This window comes from Sphingobacterium sp. G1-14 (genome assembly GCF_002196555.1).
Taxonomy (GTDB): Bacteria; Bacteroidota; Bacteroidia; order Sphingobacteriales; family Sphingobacteriaceae; genus Sphingobacterium; species Sphingobacterium siyangense.
Genome location: NZ_CP021381.1, coordinates 5,136,997 through 5,156,905, shown reverse-complemented (window position 1 = coordinate 5,156,905; position 19,909 = coordinate 5,136,997). Strand labels below are relative to the sequence as shown.

Sequence of the window (19,909 nt, the reverse complement as noted above, 5' to 3'; positions counted from 1 at the left end):
TTTTTAATGAATTCCAGTTAGTCCTACCTTTAAATTATTAAAAATTAATGGATGAAATACCGCCGATCAGACAGTTTAAGATACTGCTGTGCGGGGGAATCTATCTGAACTTTAGAGAATAAACAATTTACAGATGAACAAAGCGACGCTACAAGAGATTGAAACACGGTTTGACAACGATGTCGAGCGGTTCTCAAATTTAGAAACAGGTCAAGCAACCACATTGGATGCGGTATGGAACATGGAGCTTATTACGGATGCCATTGTCAGTCTTTATCCAAACGCTCAAAATATATTGGACATTGGATGCGGAGCTGGCAATTACGACGTAAAACTATTGCAAAAATTGGAGTCTAATCCAAATGTTAGTCTGTTGGACCTGAGCCAGCCAATGTTAAATAGAGCAAGGGAACGCGTTGGAAAATTAACCAAGGGAGAAATTCAGTTGATTAAAGGCGACTTTCGTGCCGCAGCTTTAGAGGAAAACAAATTTGATGTCATTATCGCAACATCCGTTTTACATCATCTTCGAGATGATAAAGATTGGGAAAATGCGTTTAGCAAGCTGTTCCGCTTATTAAGAACCGGAGGAAGTCTGTGGATTTTTGATTTGATTGAGCAAAATAATGAACAGCTTCAAAAATTAATTTACAGGGAAAAATATGGTGAATACTTAACTAACCTTAAGGATGAGCAGTATCGTGATCATGTTTTTGACTATATCGAACACGAGGATACACCAAGATCGCTGATCTATCAACTAAACTTATTGACACAAGTTGGCTTTAAAAATGTTGATGTTCTACACAAAAATCTTTGTTTTGCTTCTTATATGGGATTCAAATAGGGGCTGGAAAACGAGTGTCAAATAAATAAGGCGATACGGGGAGTATCGCCATAAAATCACACTAACTATTAAAAAACCTATAGGACTAGGAATTTACAAATTCAATAAACCAATGTATGTATCCATCCCACGCTTCTCTACTTTTATTCCTCGTCACATGCGAGATGTCAAATAAATAATAAAATGTAATTATTAAGGTCAATACTTTAAAAAAATCAAGTATTTCCATTGGTTTACGTAAAGATATGTCTTTATTTTTTAAATACAAATAAAAATGATGAAAATTGAAAAATTATTATTATTTGACTGTTTTTAAGAATTCTTCCCAGGCGATTTGATCTGTTTTGAAGGTCAAATCTGCCGTTAAAACCGATTCAATTGGTACCCATCGAAAAGATTGGAGCTTATTATCTTCAGGTCTCTGATCAGGATCGAAATCAAAAGCTTTGGTAGTCGTTCTGATCTGAATAGCTGAGGTATTCTTTACCTGATAGTAAATCGATATGATTTGGCTATCGTTAAAGCTTGATTTCTCATAAAAGTCTGTGGTATAAATATGTTTAACCACAGCAATGTCAAAATCACATTCTTCCTGATACTCCCGGATCAAAGCATCCAATAAGCCTTCCCCGTATTCTAAGCCCCCACCAGGGAATTTGGTAAATGAAACATTTTCCGTTCTTTCGTCGCTGATCAATACCTCTTGATTTTCATTGATCAATATTCCGTACACTCTTACGTTAAATGGAAACATGGGTTAATTATGTTTGTATATATTTAGTTTCTGTTTTTTTACAGTGGCATAAAACCATTGTCTACTGCAAATTCATCCAATCCGATATAGGAATAATGTCTGGGAAGAAACCAGCCTATTGCTTCCATGATATTGGTAAATTCTTTTTCAGTCCTGAATTGATTTGCAACGATATTGAATGCCAAATCTTGTGAAGCATTTTCTTCATCTTTATAATTACGGGCTAGGAGCATAACCTTTGTGTTCTTTACGCCATAATAATCCAAAAATTCACGTAATTGGGTGCGGACAGCCTGTGGAAGAATTGTCTCGGCAGGTTGCCCCACTAATATTTCTTCATCTTTGCCGATAATCGTCTGTTCATTTTTCTTAGAGAAAACACTATCATCTGTATAAAACTCTCCGTTTAAAAAGTAGTTAACTAAGTCGCCATAGGTGAATACCCAATCTGGGTTTTCATTTTGTGTATTGATAGCAATACCAAAACCTTTTGGCAACACGAAATCCTTTAGCCGATTTTTAATGACAAAAGCCTGAAAGTTCTGATCCTTCGGAACACTTTCAAGTTGAAAATAGGGAAATCCGTCAGGCCCAACAACCACTTCTGTTTCTGCTAATTTTAAGGTACATTCAGCAATATTAGCCAGAAATATATCACGCCACTCTTCATTCCGCTCTTCAAAGGGAACTTCCATCAGGCTATTTATTATAATCGTTTTTTCAAGGTCTCCCAATCGATTATCATTCGCATTGTTGCTATCGTCAAATAAATGTATTGTATTCATCTCGGATTGTGATTTTTTGATTTGCTGGTAAAAGTAAAAGAATATTTATTAATTAACGACGTTTTCTAGATTTCGAGGCACCTTTTCGTTGATTGTTTTGGCTACTGGAAAGCATTTTCTCCCAGCTCAATAAATAAGGATGTTGATCATCAATTTTAATTTGCCGTTTTAAGGATAACTGTAATTTTATCCACTTTTCATTGTCCTCTGCATCGCAAAAGGTAAACGCCTTTCCCGTCGCTTCCGAACGGCCTGTTCGCCCAATTCGATGCGTATAGAGCTCAGGGCTATCCGGAATCTCGTAGTTTATGATAGCCTCTAGGTCTGGAAAATCTACACCTCGAGCCAAGAGGTCCGTCGCAATTAATACACGTATCTCTTTTTGTCTGAACTTATCAATAATCTCTTCTCGTTTTTGCTGTGATTTATCGCCATATAATGCCGAGCAAGAAATGCCGTGTCGATCTAGATCTGTTGCGATCCGTTCTACTGCATGAACTGTTCGCGTGAAAACAATTACCTGCCACGAGACACGGTTCTCAAGGAGATAACGGAGAAGATTCTTTTTATCATTTTTATCGACATAGAGTACAGATTCTTCTATTTGGCCTTTTTTGGTCTTTGCTTCTAGGTTGATCTCGACAGGGTTACTTAATCTCTTTCGAACAATTTTTTCGATTTCCAGGGTTTTCGTTGCCGAACTGAAAATGGTTTGTCTCTCAGCGGGCAATGTGCCGATAATTTTATTGAGTTCTTTCGTGAAACCGAGATCCAACAATTGATCGAATTCGTCGATCACCAATGTATCTATCGTTTTTAGATCGATAATACCTTGTTCAATAAAATCCAACAAGCGTCCTGGAGTAGCGAGGATCATCTGGGCTTTCGGATAAACTTCAAGTTGACTTTCATAAGTTCCCCCACCATAGAAACTAGCGATAGTCAAATCCATACCATCGATAAGGCCTGATATGCGCTGTTTGGTCTGTATACAGAGTTCCCGTGTAGGAAGGAGTATAAGGACCGATAAGTGGTCTGCGGTAATCTTGGTTCGTAAGCGCTGAATAATAGGGATGGCGAAAGCCTCCGTTTTACCCGTGCCGGTTGGGGCAATCGCCAAACAGTCTCTACCATCCAAAATGGCAGGGATAGCTATTTCTTGAATAGGTGTAAGCGAAGAAAGCTTTTGTTTTTCAAGATTAGCGACAAGGATTTTATCGAGTTTAAGTGCTGAAAAATTCAAAATAATGAATGTAAAACCCAAAAATAAAAATTTAAAAGGACAATGGTGTTTTTGCCTGCTTATAGGAATTAAAAATCTGTAAAAATTAGGATTTTTTGTCAAAAAGTACTAATTTGAGAAATTAGAATATTCTATTTCAAATCTGAGTTATTGATTATCAATTTATTTGATAAACACCAATTATATAGAATAATATTTTTGTTAAATTTGTTGAAACAAAAAAGAATATGTTTGATACTGCATTTGACCAAAACAATGAATCTATTTCCACTTTGAGCTTTGACGAGTTCAAAAAGATTATTGTGAATGATTATCGAACTGCCTTAGAAAGTCGTTACGTGAGTTTATTGGGACGTAAAGAAGTGCTTACAGGTAAGGCTAAGTTTGGTATTTTTGGCGATGGAAAAGAATTGGCACAAATCGCGATGGCTAAAGTTTTCAGAAATGGGGACTGGCGGTCGGGATATTACCGTGACCAAACATTTATATTTGCTTCTGGCATCAGTGATGTCTACCATTTTTTCTCTCAATTATATGCCCATCCCGATGTCGAGGCAGATCCTTCTTCTGCAGGAAGGCAAATGAACTGCCATTTTTCGACTCGTGTTGTGGACGACCAAGGGAACTGGTTGGATCAAATGGTTCAGAAAAACTCGTTTTCAGATATTTCGACCACCGGTGGTCAGATGGCAAGATTGCTGGGCTTGGGCTTGGCTTCTAAGTTGTATAAGCAGAATAGAAATTTAGACTACCTATCTTATTTTTCAAATAGAGGAAATGAAGTTGCATTCTGCACTATCGGAAATGCAGCGACTTCTGAAGGTGTATTTTTTGAAGTTATTAATGCCGTAGGTGTTCACCAGATTCCAACAGTGATTTCTATTTGGGATGATGGATATGGGATATCTGTGCCCAATGAAATTCAGACAACAAAGGGAGATATCTCAGAAGTCCTCAAAGGTTTTCAGAAGGAAGAACTGACAAACGGAATTGAGATATTCAAAGTGAGAGGATGGGATTATGCGGGTTTATGTGAAACGTACGAACAGGCTGCCCATATTGCGCGCGAGAAACATATTCCATGTTTGATTCATGTGACCGAATTGACGCAGCCTCAAGGACATTCTTCTTCAGGTTCACACGAACGGTATAAATCGCAAGATAGATTACAATGGGAAACTGACTTCGATTGTCTAGCGAAAATGAAAGAATGGATCTTAAGTTCTGGTATTGCTACCATAGAGGAATTGGATCAATTGGATCAACATGCCAAAGACCATGTTCGTCAAGAACAAAAACGAGCTTGGGCCGATTATATTAAAACGTTGAGTATTGAAGCTAGGGAAGCCATTGATTTACTTCAGGGTATTCCAAATGAGCGGGCTGATTTTGCGTCAAAGAAATTACAATCGATGGTTGAGCCTTCTTTGAAAGAGGTTTACGGCCAGGTTCGCAAGGTATTGCACGAGCTTAAAGGTCAGCATAGTGATGGGCGCCAGCAATTGTTAAATTGGTATAAAGAGAAGCAGGAACTGAATGAGAAACGTTATAATTCGAAATTATTTACAGATGGTGTAGATTCACCTGCTCATGTGACGGTCGTACCTGCAGTCTATAGTGAAGAAGCTAAAGTGGTCGATGGACGTGAGGTTTTGAATCTATGTTTTGAAGAGAACTTTAGACGTGACGAAAGACTATTAGCATTTGGAGAGGATGTCGGTAAGATTGGAGATGTGAATCAAGGTTTTGCAGGTTTACAAGAAAAGCTTGGTGTGCATCGCGTGTTTGATACCGGTATTCGGGAGAATTCAATTATAGGAAAAGGATTGGGTTTGGCAATCCGTGGACTTCGTCCAATTGCTGAGATCCAATACCTGGATTACCTAATCTATGGAATTACGGTAGCAAGTGATGATTTGGCAAGTTTAAGTTACCGCACCTTTGCTGGTCAGAAAGCACCATTAATTATTCGTACACGTGGCCATCGATTGGAAGGTATATGGCATTCGGGCTCACCTATGTCGGTAATTTTAGGATCCTTGAGAGGTTTGCATGTATGTGTGCCGCGTAATATGACACAGGCAGCAGGCATGTATAATACGTTGTTCCGCTCTGACGAACCGGCTATTGTTGTCGAATGTCTGAATGGGTATCGTCTAAAAGAGCGTCTACCAGAAAACGTCGGTGAATTTACGGTACCAATCGGTTATGCCGAATGTGTTAAAGAGGGAAGCGATATTACTGTAGTATCCTATGGTTCAACGTTACGTGTTGTTGAAGAAGCGGCTGTGGAACTGGAGCGCTTGGGGATATTCATCGAAATTATTGATGCACAGACATTGCAGCCTTTTGACAAAGGAAAACTTTGCGCCGAATCGCTGAAGAAAACAAATAAACTACTTATTGTAGATGAGGATGTACCTGGTGGGGCTTCAGCTTTCATCTTACAAGAGATCTTAGAGAAACAAAATGGCTACTATCTATTGGATAGTCAGCCGAGAACACTGACTGCAAAAGCACATCGCCCACCATATGGTTCCGACGGGGATTATTTCTCGAAGCCATCTTCTGACGATGTTGTCGAGACAGTGTATGCAATTATGCATGAAGCTAATCCAGAAAAATATCCATCTATGTTTTAATAGATGGATACTTTTTTGCTTGACTAAGCTAAATATTCCAACGGGTGGGATGATTCTTTTCTTAATTGAATATACTCGCAGCACCAATCATAGCTGCTTTTTCACCAAGTATTGCGGTGTAAATTTGAAATCTTTCAAATTCTTTTCGGTCACCAATGAAAATAGGTAGCGCCTTAGCGATATTGCCACCGATTATAAATATTTCAGAAGAATGTTTCTCTGCGAAGAACTGCATAAAATCAAAGAGATGTTTAGCATACTCATCTTTGATGACTTGAAATTCCTCAGTTTCCCGATGATTATCTAAAATCTCCTTAAGTCCCGTAACATCTTTTCCTGCTACTTCTTTGAAACGTTTGACGAACCACCGTGTGACAAGAAATTCTTCGAAAATACAATCTTCATAAGGGCTGTTCCATAGGGCGGCATCAAAGGCCTTCTCACCTTTATTCCATACCGCAGATCCAAGTCCAGTACCCAACGTAATTCCTAATATCCGGTTGTTTGTTTGCAAGTTCTGTACGAATATTTCACCTTGTAGGAAGGCTGCTGCGTCATTGATAAAGTGAATAGACGTAGGCGAAAGTCCCAATTCTTCAGCTAAAAGAGTTTTGACATCTTTATTGTAAAGATTGTCGTACTTGCTTTGTCCCTGTATTTTAGATATTCCATTTTCGTAGTCAAAGGGGCCCGGCATAGCAATGCCGATGAACTGAATTGGAGCAGGAGAAGTGGCGATGATATCGCGTATAGCTGATGCCCAGGTTTGTAAAATCGTTTTAGCATCTCCTTGAGAAAAAACGTGGTTTCTGGCCACGTTTTCTAAGTATATATTCCATTGTTTTGTGTCAATGATACAGGCAGAAATATGTGTGCCTCCAATATCAACACCTACGACATAATTATCTTGCAGCATGTTTGTAACTTTGATTTTTAAGTAGATGATCCGCGATTACAAGTGCTGCCATAGCTTCCACAATAATTACTGCTCTCGAAACAACACAAGGGTCATGTCTTCCCTTGCCACTTGCAATAGCAGGGTTGCCATGGATATCCACTGTTTCTTGATCTCTCATGATAGTGGCAACAGGCTTAAATGCTACTTTAAAAGTAATATCCATACCATTTGAAATCCCTCCCTGAATCCCTCCAGAGAAGTTGGTATGTGTGTGCACTCGATTTAAATCATGGTCATCTGCTACAAATATATCATTATGTTCGGAACCTCGCAACTCCGAACCTGCAAAACCTGAACCATATTCAAAACCATGTACAGCATTGATGCTCATCATTGCTTTTGCAAGGTCTGCATGGAGCTTATCAAAGACCGGGTCGCCTAAACCAACAGGGACATGTCTGATGACAGCCGAAATACGTCCGCCAACCGTGTCACCCGCTTTTCTGACCGAGTCGATAAACTCAACCATTTCATTTGCTGTTGCTGGATCTGCACAACGTGCAATGTTAGCTTCCCGTAATTCAAGCAAAGCTTTTAGATCTTTGGTATCTACATTTGGTGCCTCGATGGTGCCTACCCCCGAAACGTGGGCAAAGATTTCTATGCCAAATTGATTCAGGAAGCTTTTTGCTACTGCACCTGCAGCAACACGGGCAGCGGTTTCCCTCGCCGAAGACCGTCCACCACCTCGATAGTCACGGATACCATATTTCATCTGATAGGTGAAATCAGCATGGGAAGGTCTGAAGATATCTTTGATATGTGTGTAATCTTTCGAACGCTGGTCTTCATTTGGAATAACAATTGCTATTGGTGTTCCCGTTGATTTCCCCTCGAATACGCCAGATAAAATCTGTGCGGTATCACTTTCTTTTCTTTGTGTCGTGATCTTAGATTGACCTGGTTTACGTTTATCGAGCTCAGACTGGATAAATTCCTCGTCTATTGTTATATTTGAAGGGCAACCATCAATAATTACACCTATAGCTTTGCCGTGTGATTCGCCAAAAGTGCTAATTCTGAATAAATCGCCAAATGAATTTCCTGCCATAAAAATTAAATTTCAATAAACTTAGATAAATTTGCCTTTAAATGCAATTCTAAAGCACCAGACTGACTACAAATTTATGGATCTGTAACTCGTATATGGCCTAATAGATTACATCACAATTTTCTGTCCCAGGCTAAAGGCTATCTGGGAGATTGAATAATAAAACAGAGATTAATGTTAATGTTAATCCCTGTTTTTAATATGTTAGTCAATTACAAAAGCTTGCGCTTGTAAATGTTTCCAAAAATCAGGATATGATTTTTCTACAACTTGAGGTTCAGCAATCTTGATTTGGTCAAAAACTAAAGCCAGCGGCGCAAATGCCATCGCCATACGGTGATCCTCGTAAGTGTCGAAGGTCACATCTTCAGGCTGATATACCTGTGCTGTTTTCAGGTGATAAGTATCACCATCTTCGATCAATTCAGCACCGAACTTTGCGATTTCTGTCTGTAACGCAGCGATACGGTCGGTCTCCTTAATCTTTAGGGTTTCTAGGCCTGTAAAGGAAACATCACGTTTTAAAGCCGCTGCGACAACGACTACTGTTTGCGCGAGATCAGGACATTCTTTAAAGTCGAACAACGTTTTGTCTGAATTGATTTCTTTTTTATTTAAATGCAATCCATCCGATTCAAAGCTCGAATAAACACCAAAATGCGCCATAATGTCTGTGATGGCAATATCGCCCTGTAAACTATGTTGTCTTAGTCCGGGCAATACAATCGATGCAGTTGCATCGGCAAGTGCTACAATAGCATACCAGTAGGATGCTGCGCTCCAATCTGGCTCGACATATATGGTTTGCTTTTCAAATTCTTGCGGTGCAATTTTAATCGCGTTCTCCGTCCATTCATGTTGGATCCCGACACTTTTAAGCATATCTAAGGTCATGGATACATAAGGTCTGGAAGTTAATTCGCCTTCAATCTCTAACGTAAGTCCCTTTTTTAATGCCGGAGCAATTAATAGCAAGGCCGATATGTATTGACTGCTGATATTTCCTTTGATCTTAACACGGTCTTTTCCTTGAAATAATCCACCTTCAATCTTCAAAGGAGGGTACCCTGCCTTTTTTTCATAATGGATTTCGGCGCCAATTTCTTTCATGGCATCAACCAATATTCCGATTGGACGCTGTTGCATACGCTCTGTCCCCGTCAGGATGAAATTGCCTTTAACAAGGTTGAGGTAAGCTGTAAGGAAGCGCATTGCCGTTCCCGCAGGACCTATGTCAATCGTATTATAACCGGGTTGCGGTTCTGATGCGATTTGCAATACGCGGTTTAGGGTAACTGTATCTGCAGCCTCAGAGAGGTTGGCTATTTCAACTTGTCCTTTACTTAACGATTGGATAATAAGAGCACGGTTGCTCTCAGATTTTGAACCTGTGAGTTGGACCGTGCCCTGTATCTTTTTTGAAGGATGCGTCAGCGTGATGACTTGTTGATTCATTATGCTTCTGCTGTTGGTTGCTCCTGAGTATTCATGACCGCATTTTGTTTGCGGATAGATTCGTTGTGAATTAATTCCAGGAATTTCGTCGCAAATTCGCTACCCAAAGAAAGCGCTTCCGCTAATTTTGTGCGTTTTTGAACAATTTCATCCCAACGGTTAACTTGCAAAATTGTCACGTTGTTATCGCGTTTGTATTCCCCAATTTTCTCAGCTATTTTCATGCGTTCACCAATTTTTTGGATGATCAAATCATCTAATTTGTCGATGTTGCTACGCAATTCTGCTAATTTATCTTCGAATGAAGGATTGTCAGAAGCTGCTTTACGTAACGTCAAGTGGTCGATCAACTCGGCCAATGCAGCTGGCGTTACTTGTTGTTTTGCGTCAGTCCAAGCGACAGATGGATCAATATGTGATTCGATAATCAATCCTTGCATATCCATATCCATTGCTTTTTGTGCGATGTATGGTAACAATTCGCGGTTTCCACAAATGTGACTTGGGTCGTTGATGATCGGTAGATTAGGACAAGCAGTTTTTAACTGAATCGCTAAATCCCACATCGGTTCATTACGGAATGCTGTTTTCTCGTAAGAAGAGAAACCTCTATGAATAGCACCTAATTTTTTGATACCAGCACGGTTGATACGTTCCAATGCACCGATCCACAACGATAAATCTGGGTTTACAGGGTTTTTAACAAATACTGGAATATCTACACCTTGTAAAGCATCAGCAATTTCTTGCACGGTAAATGGATTGGCAGTTGAACGTGCACCTACCCATAGTACATCCACACCAGCAGCCAAAGCTTCTTCCACGTGTTTTGCAGTAGCAACTTCAGTAGCTGTTAATAAACCTGTTTCTTCTTTCGCTCTTTTCAACCACTCCAAACCAATTGAACCGATACCTTCAAATTCTCCCGGACGAGTACGTGGCTTCCAGATACCAGCACGTAAAATATTTACTTTTCCGGTATTTGCCAACAAATGTGCTGTCGATACCAGCTGCTCTTCTGTTTCTGCACTACAAGGGCCTGCGATAATTAAAGGTTTGTCTCCTGTGTCCAACCAAGATTTTAAAGGAGTGATGTCTAATGTATTTTTCATGTTAAGTTTGATTATCTATTTTAATATTGTATGCGTAAATTGTTAATTATAGTTTTTCGTTTTTGACATACTCGCCCATAATATTGAAATTGACACTATGTTTGAGTACTTTACGTATTGCTGCTTCGTAGTCTGTTTGTTTTTTCCATTCTACGTCAACGAAAAAATCATATTCATTGCGTTTTCCGATTACCGGCATTGACTGAATTTTGCTCAAATTGATATTCTGTTCGGCAAAGCATTGTAAAATAGTCGCCAGAGATCCTACTGTATTTCCTGTTTGGAATGATAATGATGCTTTATTGGCATTCTTATGTTCGACAACTTCATTAGATAATACGAGGAAACGCGTTGCGTTCTTTTTATTGGTTTCGATTCTCTTTTCTAATATTTCAAGACCATAGATTTCAGCGGCCAATGTCCCAGCAATTGCGGCAGTATCCGTTAATTTTCGCTCCGCAATCATTTTTGCAGTTGCAGCGGTATCAGATCCCTCGGTTATACGTACACCTTCAAGTTCAGAAAGAAATTCTTCACATTGGCGAATGGCAATTGGATGCGATTCGATGTGTTTAATATCCTTTAATTTAACGCCTGGCAGTACCATGAGATTCTGTTGGATGTTTAGGTAAACTTCCCCAGTGATATGGAACTTGTAATCTCTTAATAAATTATAATTCGGTAATAGACTTCCCGCAATTGAATTTTCGATCGCCATAACGATATAGTCGACTTTTCTTTGCTTCAGCAATTCACAAGTTTTTTTAAATGAATCACATTCTACAATTTCAACTTCTCTTCCGAAAAATTTAAATGCGGCCTCTTCATGAAATGAAGCCTTTGCTCCCTGTATTGCAATTTTTAAACTCATTGTTTTTTTGTTCGCTATGTTGTCTCCAAAAAAAAGAGTCCCGATCATTTGAACCGGGACTCTTCTTGTTTGTATTTTTTATGATTTATACACAATCTAGTCCCGGCTCTTATTTTTAAAATAAAAGAAGTTAAAATAGAAATATGTATACGTTCTGTTCATCCTGTTGTTGTTTGACATTTCAAATGTACGAATGTTTTTGAAATATCAAAGGAAAAAATAATTTTTTATTATAAATATTGAGTTAATTTAATGATTTTTTTATGTGTTTTTATGTGATTTTTTTGATTAATTTTTAGTGATTTATTTGTAATGTTTTTAAAGTGTTTATTTTGCTTTAATGTTGGTATTATGTTGTTGTTTAGTTATTTAAGTTTTTGTTTTGTTGTTTTTCTTTTATAATAAATTATGTTTTAGTGTTATTTTTTATGTTGAAAATAGCTGTATTTTTATGTGGTTTTTTTACTGTTTTTTTATATTAAATTTATGTGTTTTTAGTATTAATATTTCCGTTTTTTTTGACTGTTTTGTTAAAAAAGTATTTTACTACCTTTGGGCAAACGCTGGATTTTATGCTAAAACGAAGTAATTTTTATGTATGTGTATGTATGATCTGTTTTTTATTGACAGGTTTTACTTTTAAAGGAGAGGAAAAAGACGCGAAGGTAAAGCGCGTTATCGATGGTGATACCTTTGTCATTGAAAATGGAACCTCAAAAGGGGAGAAAGTTAGGTTGATAGGGGTAGATGCCCCGGAAACGAGACGGACAGCACGTAAGGAAATCGGTTACTATGGTCAAGAAGCAAAGCAGTACTTAACGGCAATGTTGAATGGAAAAAGTGTAAAGTTAGTCTTTGACGTTGGAAAACGGGATCGGTATGGAAGACTTCTTGCCTATGTGTATATTGGAAAGAAATTCGTCAATCGGGATTTGGTTGAACAGGGTTATGCAGTATCCTATACGCTAGCACCAAATGTACAATATGCAGATTTATTTGTAAAATTGGAACGTCAGGCTCGTCAGGAGAAACGTGGCCTTTGGAAATAAATGAATTTTGAATCATGATTTTTGTTTTATTAAGTGTCATCTGCAGCGTAACCGTTGCTGTTTTATTAAAATTGGCAAAACAAAATGGAGTCGAAACCAAACAAGTTATCGTTTGGAATTACCCCATGGCGGTTGCACTGACCTATTTTGTATTGCAACCAGATCTAAAATCGCTCGTTTGGGATGCTATGCCGGTTGCGTTGTATACGAGTCTGGCGATACTACTTCCAGGGATGTTTGTTTTTATAGCTTTGTCCATTCGCTATAGTGGTTTGGTCAAGACAGAGATTGCACAACGCCTATCGTTGTTTATTCCCCTGCTTGCATCATTTTTCTTCTTTCATGAAAAAATGGAGGGACATAAGATGCTCGGAATAGCCCTTGGTTTATTAGCCATCTTATGTTCTATTGGCTGGCAAAAAAATCAGCACAATAGCTCGATGGCTGATAGTCGTTATAAAGCGCTTTATCCATTATTGGTATTTATCGGTATGGGTATAATTGATATCCTCTTCAAACAGGTCGCCTTGCATGTTATTATACCTTATATCAGTTCCATGTTTATTATCTTTGTGATGGCGATGTTTATTGCAATGGTGCTATTGCTGTATTTCCTTTTTGTGGAAAAGCAACGTTTTTCAAGGCAAGCTGTGGGATATGGATTGGTTTTGGGAGTATTTAACTTCTGTAATATCCTATTCTATATGAAAGCACATCGTGCCCTACCAGACAATCCATCAGTCGTATTTACTGGGATGAATATTGGTGTGATCTCATTGGGCGCTCTAATTGGCGTCTTATTTTTTAAAGAAAGGTTATCATTATTGAATTATTTAGGCATAGCGCTTTCTATTGTTTCAGTTTTAATCATAGCATATCTATGAGTTTATTTGAAGATACTTACCGGACTATTGATGCAAAATACGAGGGAATTTTTAGGGATAAGGGCAGTAAATTTATTGCTTATGCTTTTCCATTTAAATCCGAAGACCAATTAAAAGATCTGATCTTGGAAGTGAAAGCGATTCATCCGAAAGCTAGACACCATTGTTGGGCTTATCGTCTCACGCCAGATCGTGCTGTTTTTCGTGTGAATGATGATGGAGAACCGTCGGGGACAGCAGGACGCCCAATTTTGAACGTTCTCCTGTCGATGGATGTAACCAATGTTATCGTGATTGTCGTTCGCTATTTCGGTGGTACATTATTGGGTGTCCCAGGCTTGATTAATGCCTACAAATCAGCAACCCAAGATGCTTTGACCCAAGCAGAAATTATCGAGCGTACAGTGAATGACCATTATGGTATTACCTTCGATTACCTCCATATGAATGATATTATGCGGATCATAAAGGAAGAGGGCGTCGAAGTTGAAAAGCAGGAATTTGATAATCAGTGTTATTTGGAGTTTGAAGTCCGAAAAATGCAAGTCAATCGAGTTGTTGATCGGTTTTCCAAAATAGAAGGTTGTCAGTTAACTTATTTATATACGATATGATCAACGAATCGGAATTGATTTTAAACGCAGATGGCAGTATATATCATCTGAATTTGTTGCCGGAAGATCTGGCAAGTACAGTAATTACGGTCGGTGATCCAGACCGTGTAGCGAAAGTCTCGAAACACTTTGATCGTATTGAACTCAAAAAAGGGAAGCGTGAGTTTATTACGCATACCGGCTATCTGGGAAATAAACGGTTGACGGTAATCTCAACAGGTATAGGTACTGATAATATAGATATTGTATTGAATGAACTGGATGCGCTGGCGAATATTGATTTTGCCAATAGAACCGTAAAGACTTCGCTGACTTCATTGGATATTATTCGCATTGGAACTTCTGGAGCGGTACAACAAGATGTTGAGATGGGAACTATTTTGGCCTCTGCGTATGGAATAGGTCTTGATGCATTGATGAACTATTATCAGGGATCTTACGACGGCAAGGAGCAGGCGCTTCAGGTTGAGCTAGCCGAATATTTTTCCGCATTAAACTTAAAGCCCTACGTTGCAAAAGCTGGCGCAAGCCTTCTGGATCGAATTGCCTTTGATTTACCGAAGGGAGTCACGTTGACTGCGCCCGGATTTTATGCTCCACAGGGAAGGACTGTCCGATCAACTAATACGATTCCCAATTTTATAGACTTGATAAAGTCCTTTCAATATAAAGATCAGCGTTTCACCAATTTGGAAATGGAAACAGCTGGTATTTATGCATTGGCTAACATGTTTGGACATCAGGCTTTATCCATCAATGCAATTTTGGCAAGTAGGGTAGATGGTCGGTTTTCTTCCGCACCTGAAGAAGTTGTTGATAAAGCTATACAGCTCGTTTTGGAGCGTATTTAACCGTTTGTCTGTGCTAGGCAAGGGAGTCTTTGTTTTTTTTCTCAATTGATGCAGTAAAAGAGTTGAGAAGAACTAAATAGGGGTACAAATAGAAAAGCAGTTGTTTTTAGACAACTCCTTTTCTATTTGAATCAAATTTAAGCATGATAAACAGTAAAATGGTGAAACTCCATAAGGATGAACCACCGTAACTGATAAAAGGCAGCGGAATCCCGATAACCGGAACAATACCTATTGTCATACCGATATTGATAAATAAGTGAAAAAAGAGGATGGACGCGACACCGTATGCATATATCCTGGCGAAGGCTGAACGCTGTCGTTCGGCGATATGAATAATACGTAGCAGTAGGATGAGATAGATAAGTAATAAAGTAACCGATCCAACAAATCCCCACTCTTCTCCAACGGTGCAGAAAATAAAGTCCGTACTCTGCTCAGGTACAAAGTTGTATTTTGTCTGCGTTCCTTGTAGGTAGCCTTTGCCGAGAAGCTGCCCCGATCCAATTGCAATCTTCGACTGATTCAAATTATATCCTTTGCCTTTAGGGTCTTCCATTTTGCCTAGGATAATGTCAATACGGTCACGTTGATGGGGTTGTAGCACATGTGCATAAACCAAGTCCACACAGAGAACAAATACCGCACAGGCTGCAAAAAGTATACTTAGATTGATAATGTATTTTCTTCTCTTACGGTAGTTCCACATGACAAGGCCAATGAGCAATGCTAAAATCAAGATAAGAATCCAAGGATTGACCAATAAAGAAAGAACAAAAAGTAAAATGCATAGCCCGCCAAATATAAGCAGTTCATTATTAACATAGCCCTCGCGGTAGAATACAAAAATCAACGAAAAGAAGGCAAGGGCAGATCCCGTATCGGGTTGTAACATAACCAAAAATACAGGAAATAAGACAATACCGGCACCCATGGCCAGTGTCTGCATGGTCGGCGCTTTGTTACTTTGAGAACTTAGAAAGTTAGCCAAGAGCAGACAGGTTGAAAGTTTTGCAAATTCGGAAGGCTGTAAGCGGAAAAAACCTAAGTCAATCCAGGCCTGGTTTCCGCCGACATTTCGCCCTACAACGAGCACAATGACAAGCAGGACAGCTGTTATACCATAAAATATCGGTGAGGCGGAACTGAAAAATTTCGCGTCTATGATCAGAATGGATACCCCTAGAATAATTGCGGAAACAAGATATAAAGACTGTTTTCCATAATTGGTTCCTAAGGTAAAGAAATTGGGTAGATCAGGATTGAATACAGCCGCACGGATATTGAATAAGCCAATTAAGCATAGCGCAAGCCAAAGCGTGATGGTTAGCCAGTCTATCTTTCCAAAGAAACTAGTTTTTTGATTATTCATATCTTCTCTTTATCTCGCTATGGTGAACAATTGTTTCCTTTGGTTTTGTTAAGGCTGCCAACTGACGTTTCGATTTTAACGTGTCGGTTTTAGATTTGACCGAGTCCGTCTTTTTTACATCTTTAGCCTTTGGATCGACAACCTTTTTTGGTGCAGGAAGAAAATTCGCTTTATAAATGCGGTCCTGAATATATTTTGGTGCAGTTATCGTGTCTTTGAGGTATTTCTCAACCATCATACTTGCGATAGGTCCTGCCCAGGTTCCACCGTAACCAGCATTTTCAACAAAGACAGCAATGGCAATTTTAGGATTTTCTCGAGGTGCAAAAGCAAAGAAAACGGCATGGTTTTCTCCGTGTGGGTTTTGTGCTGTACCTGTTTTTCCGCACATTTCGATGCCTGGGATACGATTGGCCCAAGCGGTACCTTCGGGTGTATTGACAGCATCACTCATCCCTTGGATAACAACAGGATAATACCGCTCATCCACGCCGGCACTGACTTTTTCGGTGAATTCCTTCTTGGCAATTTTCTGTGCGCCAATACCTTTAATCAGATGAGGTCTGTAATAAAAACCTTTGTTGGCAACGATAGCCATAATATTGGCCATTTGCAAGGGCGTTATACCCATTTCTCCTTGTCCAATAGATAAGGAGATATTGAAACTTGAACGCCATTTATCGTTACCATAGCGTTTGGTATAAAAATCTGATGTAGGTAGTAAACCTGGTTTTTCACCCGGCAGATCAATGCCTAGTTTATGGCCAATTCCAAACTGTGTTACTGCATTGCGCCATAGATCGTAGGCCTTAGGTCCCGAAAGCCCACGTCCGTCGATCATCTTAGCATAGGTAAATCCATAGTAGGTATTACATGATACAGCTACAGATCGCTGTAATGTAGTTGATCCATGATAGTGCGTACAGCCCATCCAGCCGCGTCCACCACCATAGCTATATCCATGCGGGCAGAAAAATACCGTATTGCGATCAATAACACCAGCCTGCTGCGCAGTCAGTGCTGAAACAACCTTAAATACAGAGCCTGGGGGGTAAGAGGCTTGAATAGGACGGTTAAAAAGCGGTTTGGTGTCGTCTTTCAATAATTTCATATAATTATTGCCAGACTGTCTGCCGACCATCATGTTTGGATTGTAACTCGGGCTACTTACATATGCCAATATTTCACCTGTTGCAGGTTCAATAGCGACAATGGACCCCAATTTATTTTTCATGAGGTTTTCCCCTAGAATCTGGAGGTCCTTATCCAAAGAGGAAACCAGTCCTTCCCCTGCGACAGCAAGTGTATCGTATTTCCCCTCCATAAATACCCCTTTCGGGCGGTTCAGCGCATCAACCATTAAGTTGTTGACACCACGTTTTCCGCGAATAAGGTCTTCATAAGAACGTTCTACACCACTGCGACCAATATAGTCACCACTACGATAAAACCCGTTGGAGCGTTCAATATCTTTATCATTTACCTCACTTACATAACCCAAAAATTGAGCCGCTATGCTATCGGGATAACTTCTGATTGTTCTTTTTTGGACATAGAAACCACGAAATTGATATTGGTATTCCTGATATTGGGCCCATGTCCGTACAGAAAGCTGTTTTTCAAAAATGGATGCACGGTAAGGGGAGTGTACTCTTGCCTTTTCCATCCGTTTAATAAAGCCTTCCTTGTCAATGTCTATCAATTTGCAAAACAAAGCGGTGTCGATTTCTTTCACCTCACGTGGAGTAACCATAAGGTCATATACCGGTTCGTTTTGAACTAATACCTTTCCCTTTCGGTCCAATATAACCCCTCTGGCCGGGTACACAATGACCTTGCGCATGACATTGCTGTTTGCGGAATGTATATAGGAATCGTCTATGATCTGTAAATAGAATAAGCGGGCCACCAAGGTCAATGTGATAGCAATAAAGATTCCCGAAACGACGTACTTACGCGCAAAAAAACTGTTCATAGAAATGAATTTCTATCCATCGATCTACTACAACCGATCTTTCTTTTTGTAGAATAATATGCTAAATAATAGCATGATAATTACTGTAAATATACAACTTAAAACTATACTCAATAAGGTGTATTGGATGTGCTGGAAGGAAAAAGATTCCAAGAGATACAAAAATGTATGATGGATCAATGTTCCGAAAAAGATGTAGGAAAAGAACCAGCGAATATTCATGAACCCCAACATCGGGGTAAAAAAAGATTCACGTTCTTCAACTTCGAGCGTAATTTTCATGAAGAAAATACGGAAGGCGGCCAATGCAACACAGGCTGCGGTATTGACACCAAGGGTATCATAAAATGAATCTACGGTAAGCCCCGTAAGAAATGCGATCAAATACACCAGGAAATTAGGTGTTCCTGTCGGAAGTAAAAAAATAAATAAGATATAAGGAAATGCAGCGACCAGATTGTAATAACCGATATTTTGAAATAGGAAAACTTGCATGCCTATCAAAACGATAAATCGAATAATATTAAATATTAAAATCCTAGCCATTGTCCTTTGTCGATTCTTCTAGTGTCTTTAATTCTTTATTTAACAGGTCTTTTACAACGTAGACATGTTGCAAATTGGAGAAATTGGTGCTCAACAATAATCTAAGATCCAAAAAAGCATCTCCTGAAGAAATACCTGTCTGAATGACCGTTCCGACAAAAATTCCTTTTGGAAAATGTCCTGAATATCCGGAGGTATACACTTTATCTCCTTTGTTGACTTTGATGTGGTTTGGAATTTCCTTGACCATTGCCGCGCGGTAATCCATGCTATTGCCCCATACCAACGAGCCGAAGACCTCGGTGTGGCCCAGTGTAACGGATATACGCGTATCTGGATGCAATAGGGATTGAACGGTAGAGAAGTTAGGGGAAACATTCAATACAATACCAACTACCCCGTTGGGAGCGATAACACCCATACCTCGCTCTATACCATCTTTACTGCCTTTATCGAGTGTAATCGTATTTGCCTTTTGGTGAATGCTATTGTTGATGACATTCGCAATAATAAATTCGTAACGCCCAAACTCACTGCTATCGATTGCTGGGACAGGACCAATCTTGATGCTGTCAGTTGATCGATAGGCTTGTAAGTCCTTTCTTAATTGTGCATTTTCCTTTGCAAGTGCATCATTAGTCTCCCCGAGGTGCAGATAGCTTTTCCAGGAATTGACCTTTGCATACAGGCCTCCGATGATACTATTTGAAGAATTTAAAACAGAATTACGTTGGAAAGAATTGTTGGTGATCACCAAAAATAACGAGAATCCAAAAAATAGGATAAACCAGAAGAATGCATTGTATCGTCTCAGGAATAACCAAAGGTTTCTCATTTTTTAATGTGGGTATTTAATAAGCAAGCGATATAATAGTTTTGCATATTATATCGCTCTTTAAT

18 protein-coding genes are annotated in these 19,909 nt (G+C 39.2%); 6 read left to right on the top strand and 12 right to left on the bottom strand.

Annotated features, from left to right (window positions below):
* Positions 1-133 precede the first annotated feature (133 nt).
* Positions 134-847, top strand: a complete 714-nt coding sequence (locus CBM24_RS22225) for a class I SAM-dependent methyltransferase (RefSeq protein ID WP_075993992.1) — start codon at positions 134-136, stop codon at positions 845-847.
* Positions 848-1,145: 298 nt separating this feature from the next.
* Here the strand turns inward: CBM24_RS22225 and CBM24_RS22220 are convergent, their stop codons facing one another.
* Genes CBM24_RS22220 through CBM24_RS22210 form a run of 3 tightly spaced genes read right to left on the bottom strand, consistent with a single transcriptional unit; the run spans position 1,146 to position 3,650 of the window.
* Positions 1,146-1,601 carry an NUDIX domain-containing protein gene (locus CBM24_RS22220; RefSeq protein WP_075993991.1) on the bottom strand — a complete coding sequence of 152 codons (456 nt, stop codon included), beginning with the start codon at positions 1,599-1,601 and terminating at the stop codon, positions 1,146-1,148.
* Positions 1,602-1,639: 38 nt separating this feature from the next.
* On the bottom strand, positions 1,640-2,386 hold the full coding sequence (locus CBM24_RS22215) for a hypothetical protein (RefSeq protein WP_088162775.1): 747 nt from the start codon (positions 2,384-2,386) through the stop codon (positions 1,640-1,642).
* A gap of 52 nt (positions 2,387-2,438) precedes the next feature.
* Complete coding sequence (locus CBM24_RS22210) at positions 2,439-3,650, bottom strand: DEAD/DEAH box helicase (RefSeq protein ID WP_198385981.1); 1,212 nt, start codon at positions 3,648-3,650, stop codon at positions 2,439-2,441.
* 206 nt (positions 3,651-3,856) lie between these two features.
* Here CBM24_RS22210 and CBM24_RS22205 point away from each other — a divergent pair, with 206 nt between their 5' ends.
* A complete protein-coding gene (locus tag CBM24_RS22205) occupies positions 3,857-6,271 on the top strand; it encodes a thiamine pyrophosphate-dependent enzyme (protein ID WP_088162773.1) in 2,415 nt (804 codons plus the stop codon).
* Between the two features lie 61 nt (positions 6,272-6,332).
* Here CBM24_RS22205 and CBM24_RS22200 read toward each other — a convergent pair whose 3' ends face one another.
* From CBM24_RS22200 to CBM24_RS22180, 5 genes are all read right to left on the bottom strand, one after another.
* Entirely contained in the window at positions 6,333-7,187 is an 855-nt protein-coding gene (locus tag CBM24_RS22200) for an ROK family protein (protein WP_088162772.1), read from the bottom strand.
* Positions 7,174-8,280, bottom strand: coding sequence for a chorismate synthase (gene aroC / locus CBM24_RS22195; protein ID WP_075993987.1), 1,107 nt, complete (start codon positions 8,278-8,280; stop codon positions 7,174-7,176). Before aroC ends, CBM24_RS22200 begins: the two co-directional genes overlap by 14 nt.
* 204 nt (positions 8,281-8,484) lie before the next feature.
* Positions 8,485-9,735: a 3-phosphoshikimate 1-carboxyvinyltransferase gene (gene aroA, locus CBM24_RS22190; protein ID WP_088162771.1), complete on the bottom strand. Its 1,251-nt coding sequence runs from the start codon at positions 9,733-9,735 to the stop codon at positions 8,485-8,487.
* The gene (locus CBM24_RS22185; RefSeq protein ID WP_046671824.1) at positions 9,735-10,847 is read right to left on the bottom strand and encodes a chorismate mutase; all 1,113 of its coding nucleotides are present in this window, start codon (positions 10,845-10,847) and stop codon (positions 9,735-9,737) included. The genes aroA and CBM24_RS22185 overlap by 1 nt, the downstream gene beginning before the upstream one ends.
* Before the next feature lie 46 nt (positions 10,848-10,893).
* Positions 10,894-11,718, bottom strand: coding sequence for a prephenate dehydratase (locus tag CBM24_RS22180; protein ID WP_046671823.1), 825 nt, complete (start codon positions 11,716-11,718; stop codon positions 10,894-10,896).
* A 608-nt stretch (positions 11,719-12,326) separates the two neighbouring features.
* On the opposite strand from CBM24_RS22180, the gene CBM24_RS22175 reads away from it, so the two are divergent.
* Genes CBM24_RS22175 through CBM24_RS22160 form a run of 4 tightly spaced genes read left to right on the top strand, consistent with a single transcriptional unit; the run spans position 12,327 to position 15,116 of the window.
* Complete coding sequence (locus CBM24_RS22175; protein WP_075994949.1) at positions 12,327-12,767, top strand: thermonuclease family protein; 441 nt, start codon at positions 12,327-12,329, stop codon at positions 12,765-12,767.
* Between the two features lie 14 nt (positions 12,768-12,781).
* Complete coding sequence (locus CBM24_RS22170; protein WP_088162770.1) at positions 12,782-13,651, top strand: EamA family transporter; 870 nt, start codon at positions 12,782-12,784, stop codon at positions 13,649-13,651.
* The gene (locus CBM24_RS22165) at positions 13,648-14,265 is read left to right on the top strand and encodes an IMPACT family protein (RefSeq protein ID WP_088162769.1); all 618 of its coding nucleotides are present in this window, start codon (positions 13,648-13,650) and stop codon (positions 14,263-14,265) included. The genes CBM24_RS22170 and CBM24_RS22165 overlap by 4 nt, the downstream gene beginning before the upstream one ends.
* Positions 14,262-15,116: a nucleoside phosphorylase gene (locus CBM24_RS22160; protein ID WP_088162768.1), complete on the top strand. Its 855-nt coding sequence runs from the start codon at positions 14,262-14,264 to the stop codon at positions 15,114-15,116. Before CBM24_RS22165 ends, CBM24_RS22160 begins: the two co-directional genes overlap by 4 nt.
* A 106-nt stretch (positions 15,117-15,222) precedes the next feature.
* Here the strand turns inward: CBM24_RS22160 and rodA are convergent, their stop codons facing one another.
* Genes rodA through mreC form a run of 4 tightly spaced genes read right to left on the bottom strand, consistent with a single transcriptional unit; the run spans position 15,223 to position 19,844 of the window.
* Positions 15,223-16,488 (bottom strand): rod shape-determining protein RodA, encoded by a 1,266-nt coding sequence (rodA, locus tag CBM24_RS22155; RefSeq protein ID WP_088162767.1) that lies wholly within the window; start codon positions 16,486-16,488, stop codon positions 15,223-15,225.
* Positions 16,481-18,463, bottom strand: coding sequence for a penicillin-binding protein 2 (gene mrdA, locus CBM24_RS22150; RefSeq protein WP_088162766.1), 1,983 nt, complete (start codon positions 18,461-18,463; stop codon positions 16,481-16,483). Before mrdA ends, rodA begins: the two co-directional genes overlap by 8 nt.
* Positions 18,464-18,490: 27 nt before the next feature.
* The gene (locus tag CBM24_RS22145; RefSeq protein ID WP_046671817.1) at positions 18,491-19,009 is read right to left on the bottom strand and encodes a hypothetical protein; all 519 of its coding nucleotides are present in this window, start codon (positions 19,007-19,009) and stop codon (positions 18,491-18,493) included.
* A complete protein-coding gene (mreC, locus tag CBM24_RS22140; protein ID WP_075993981.1) occupies positions 19,002-19,844 on the bottom strand; it encodes a rod shape-determining protein MreC in 843 nt (280 codons plus the stop codon). Before mreC ends, CBM24_RS22145 begins: the two co-directional genes overlap by 8 nt.
* Between the last annotated feature and the right edge of the window lie 65 nt (positions 19,845-19,909).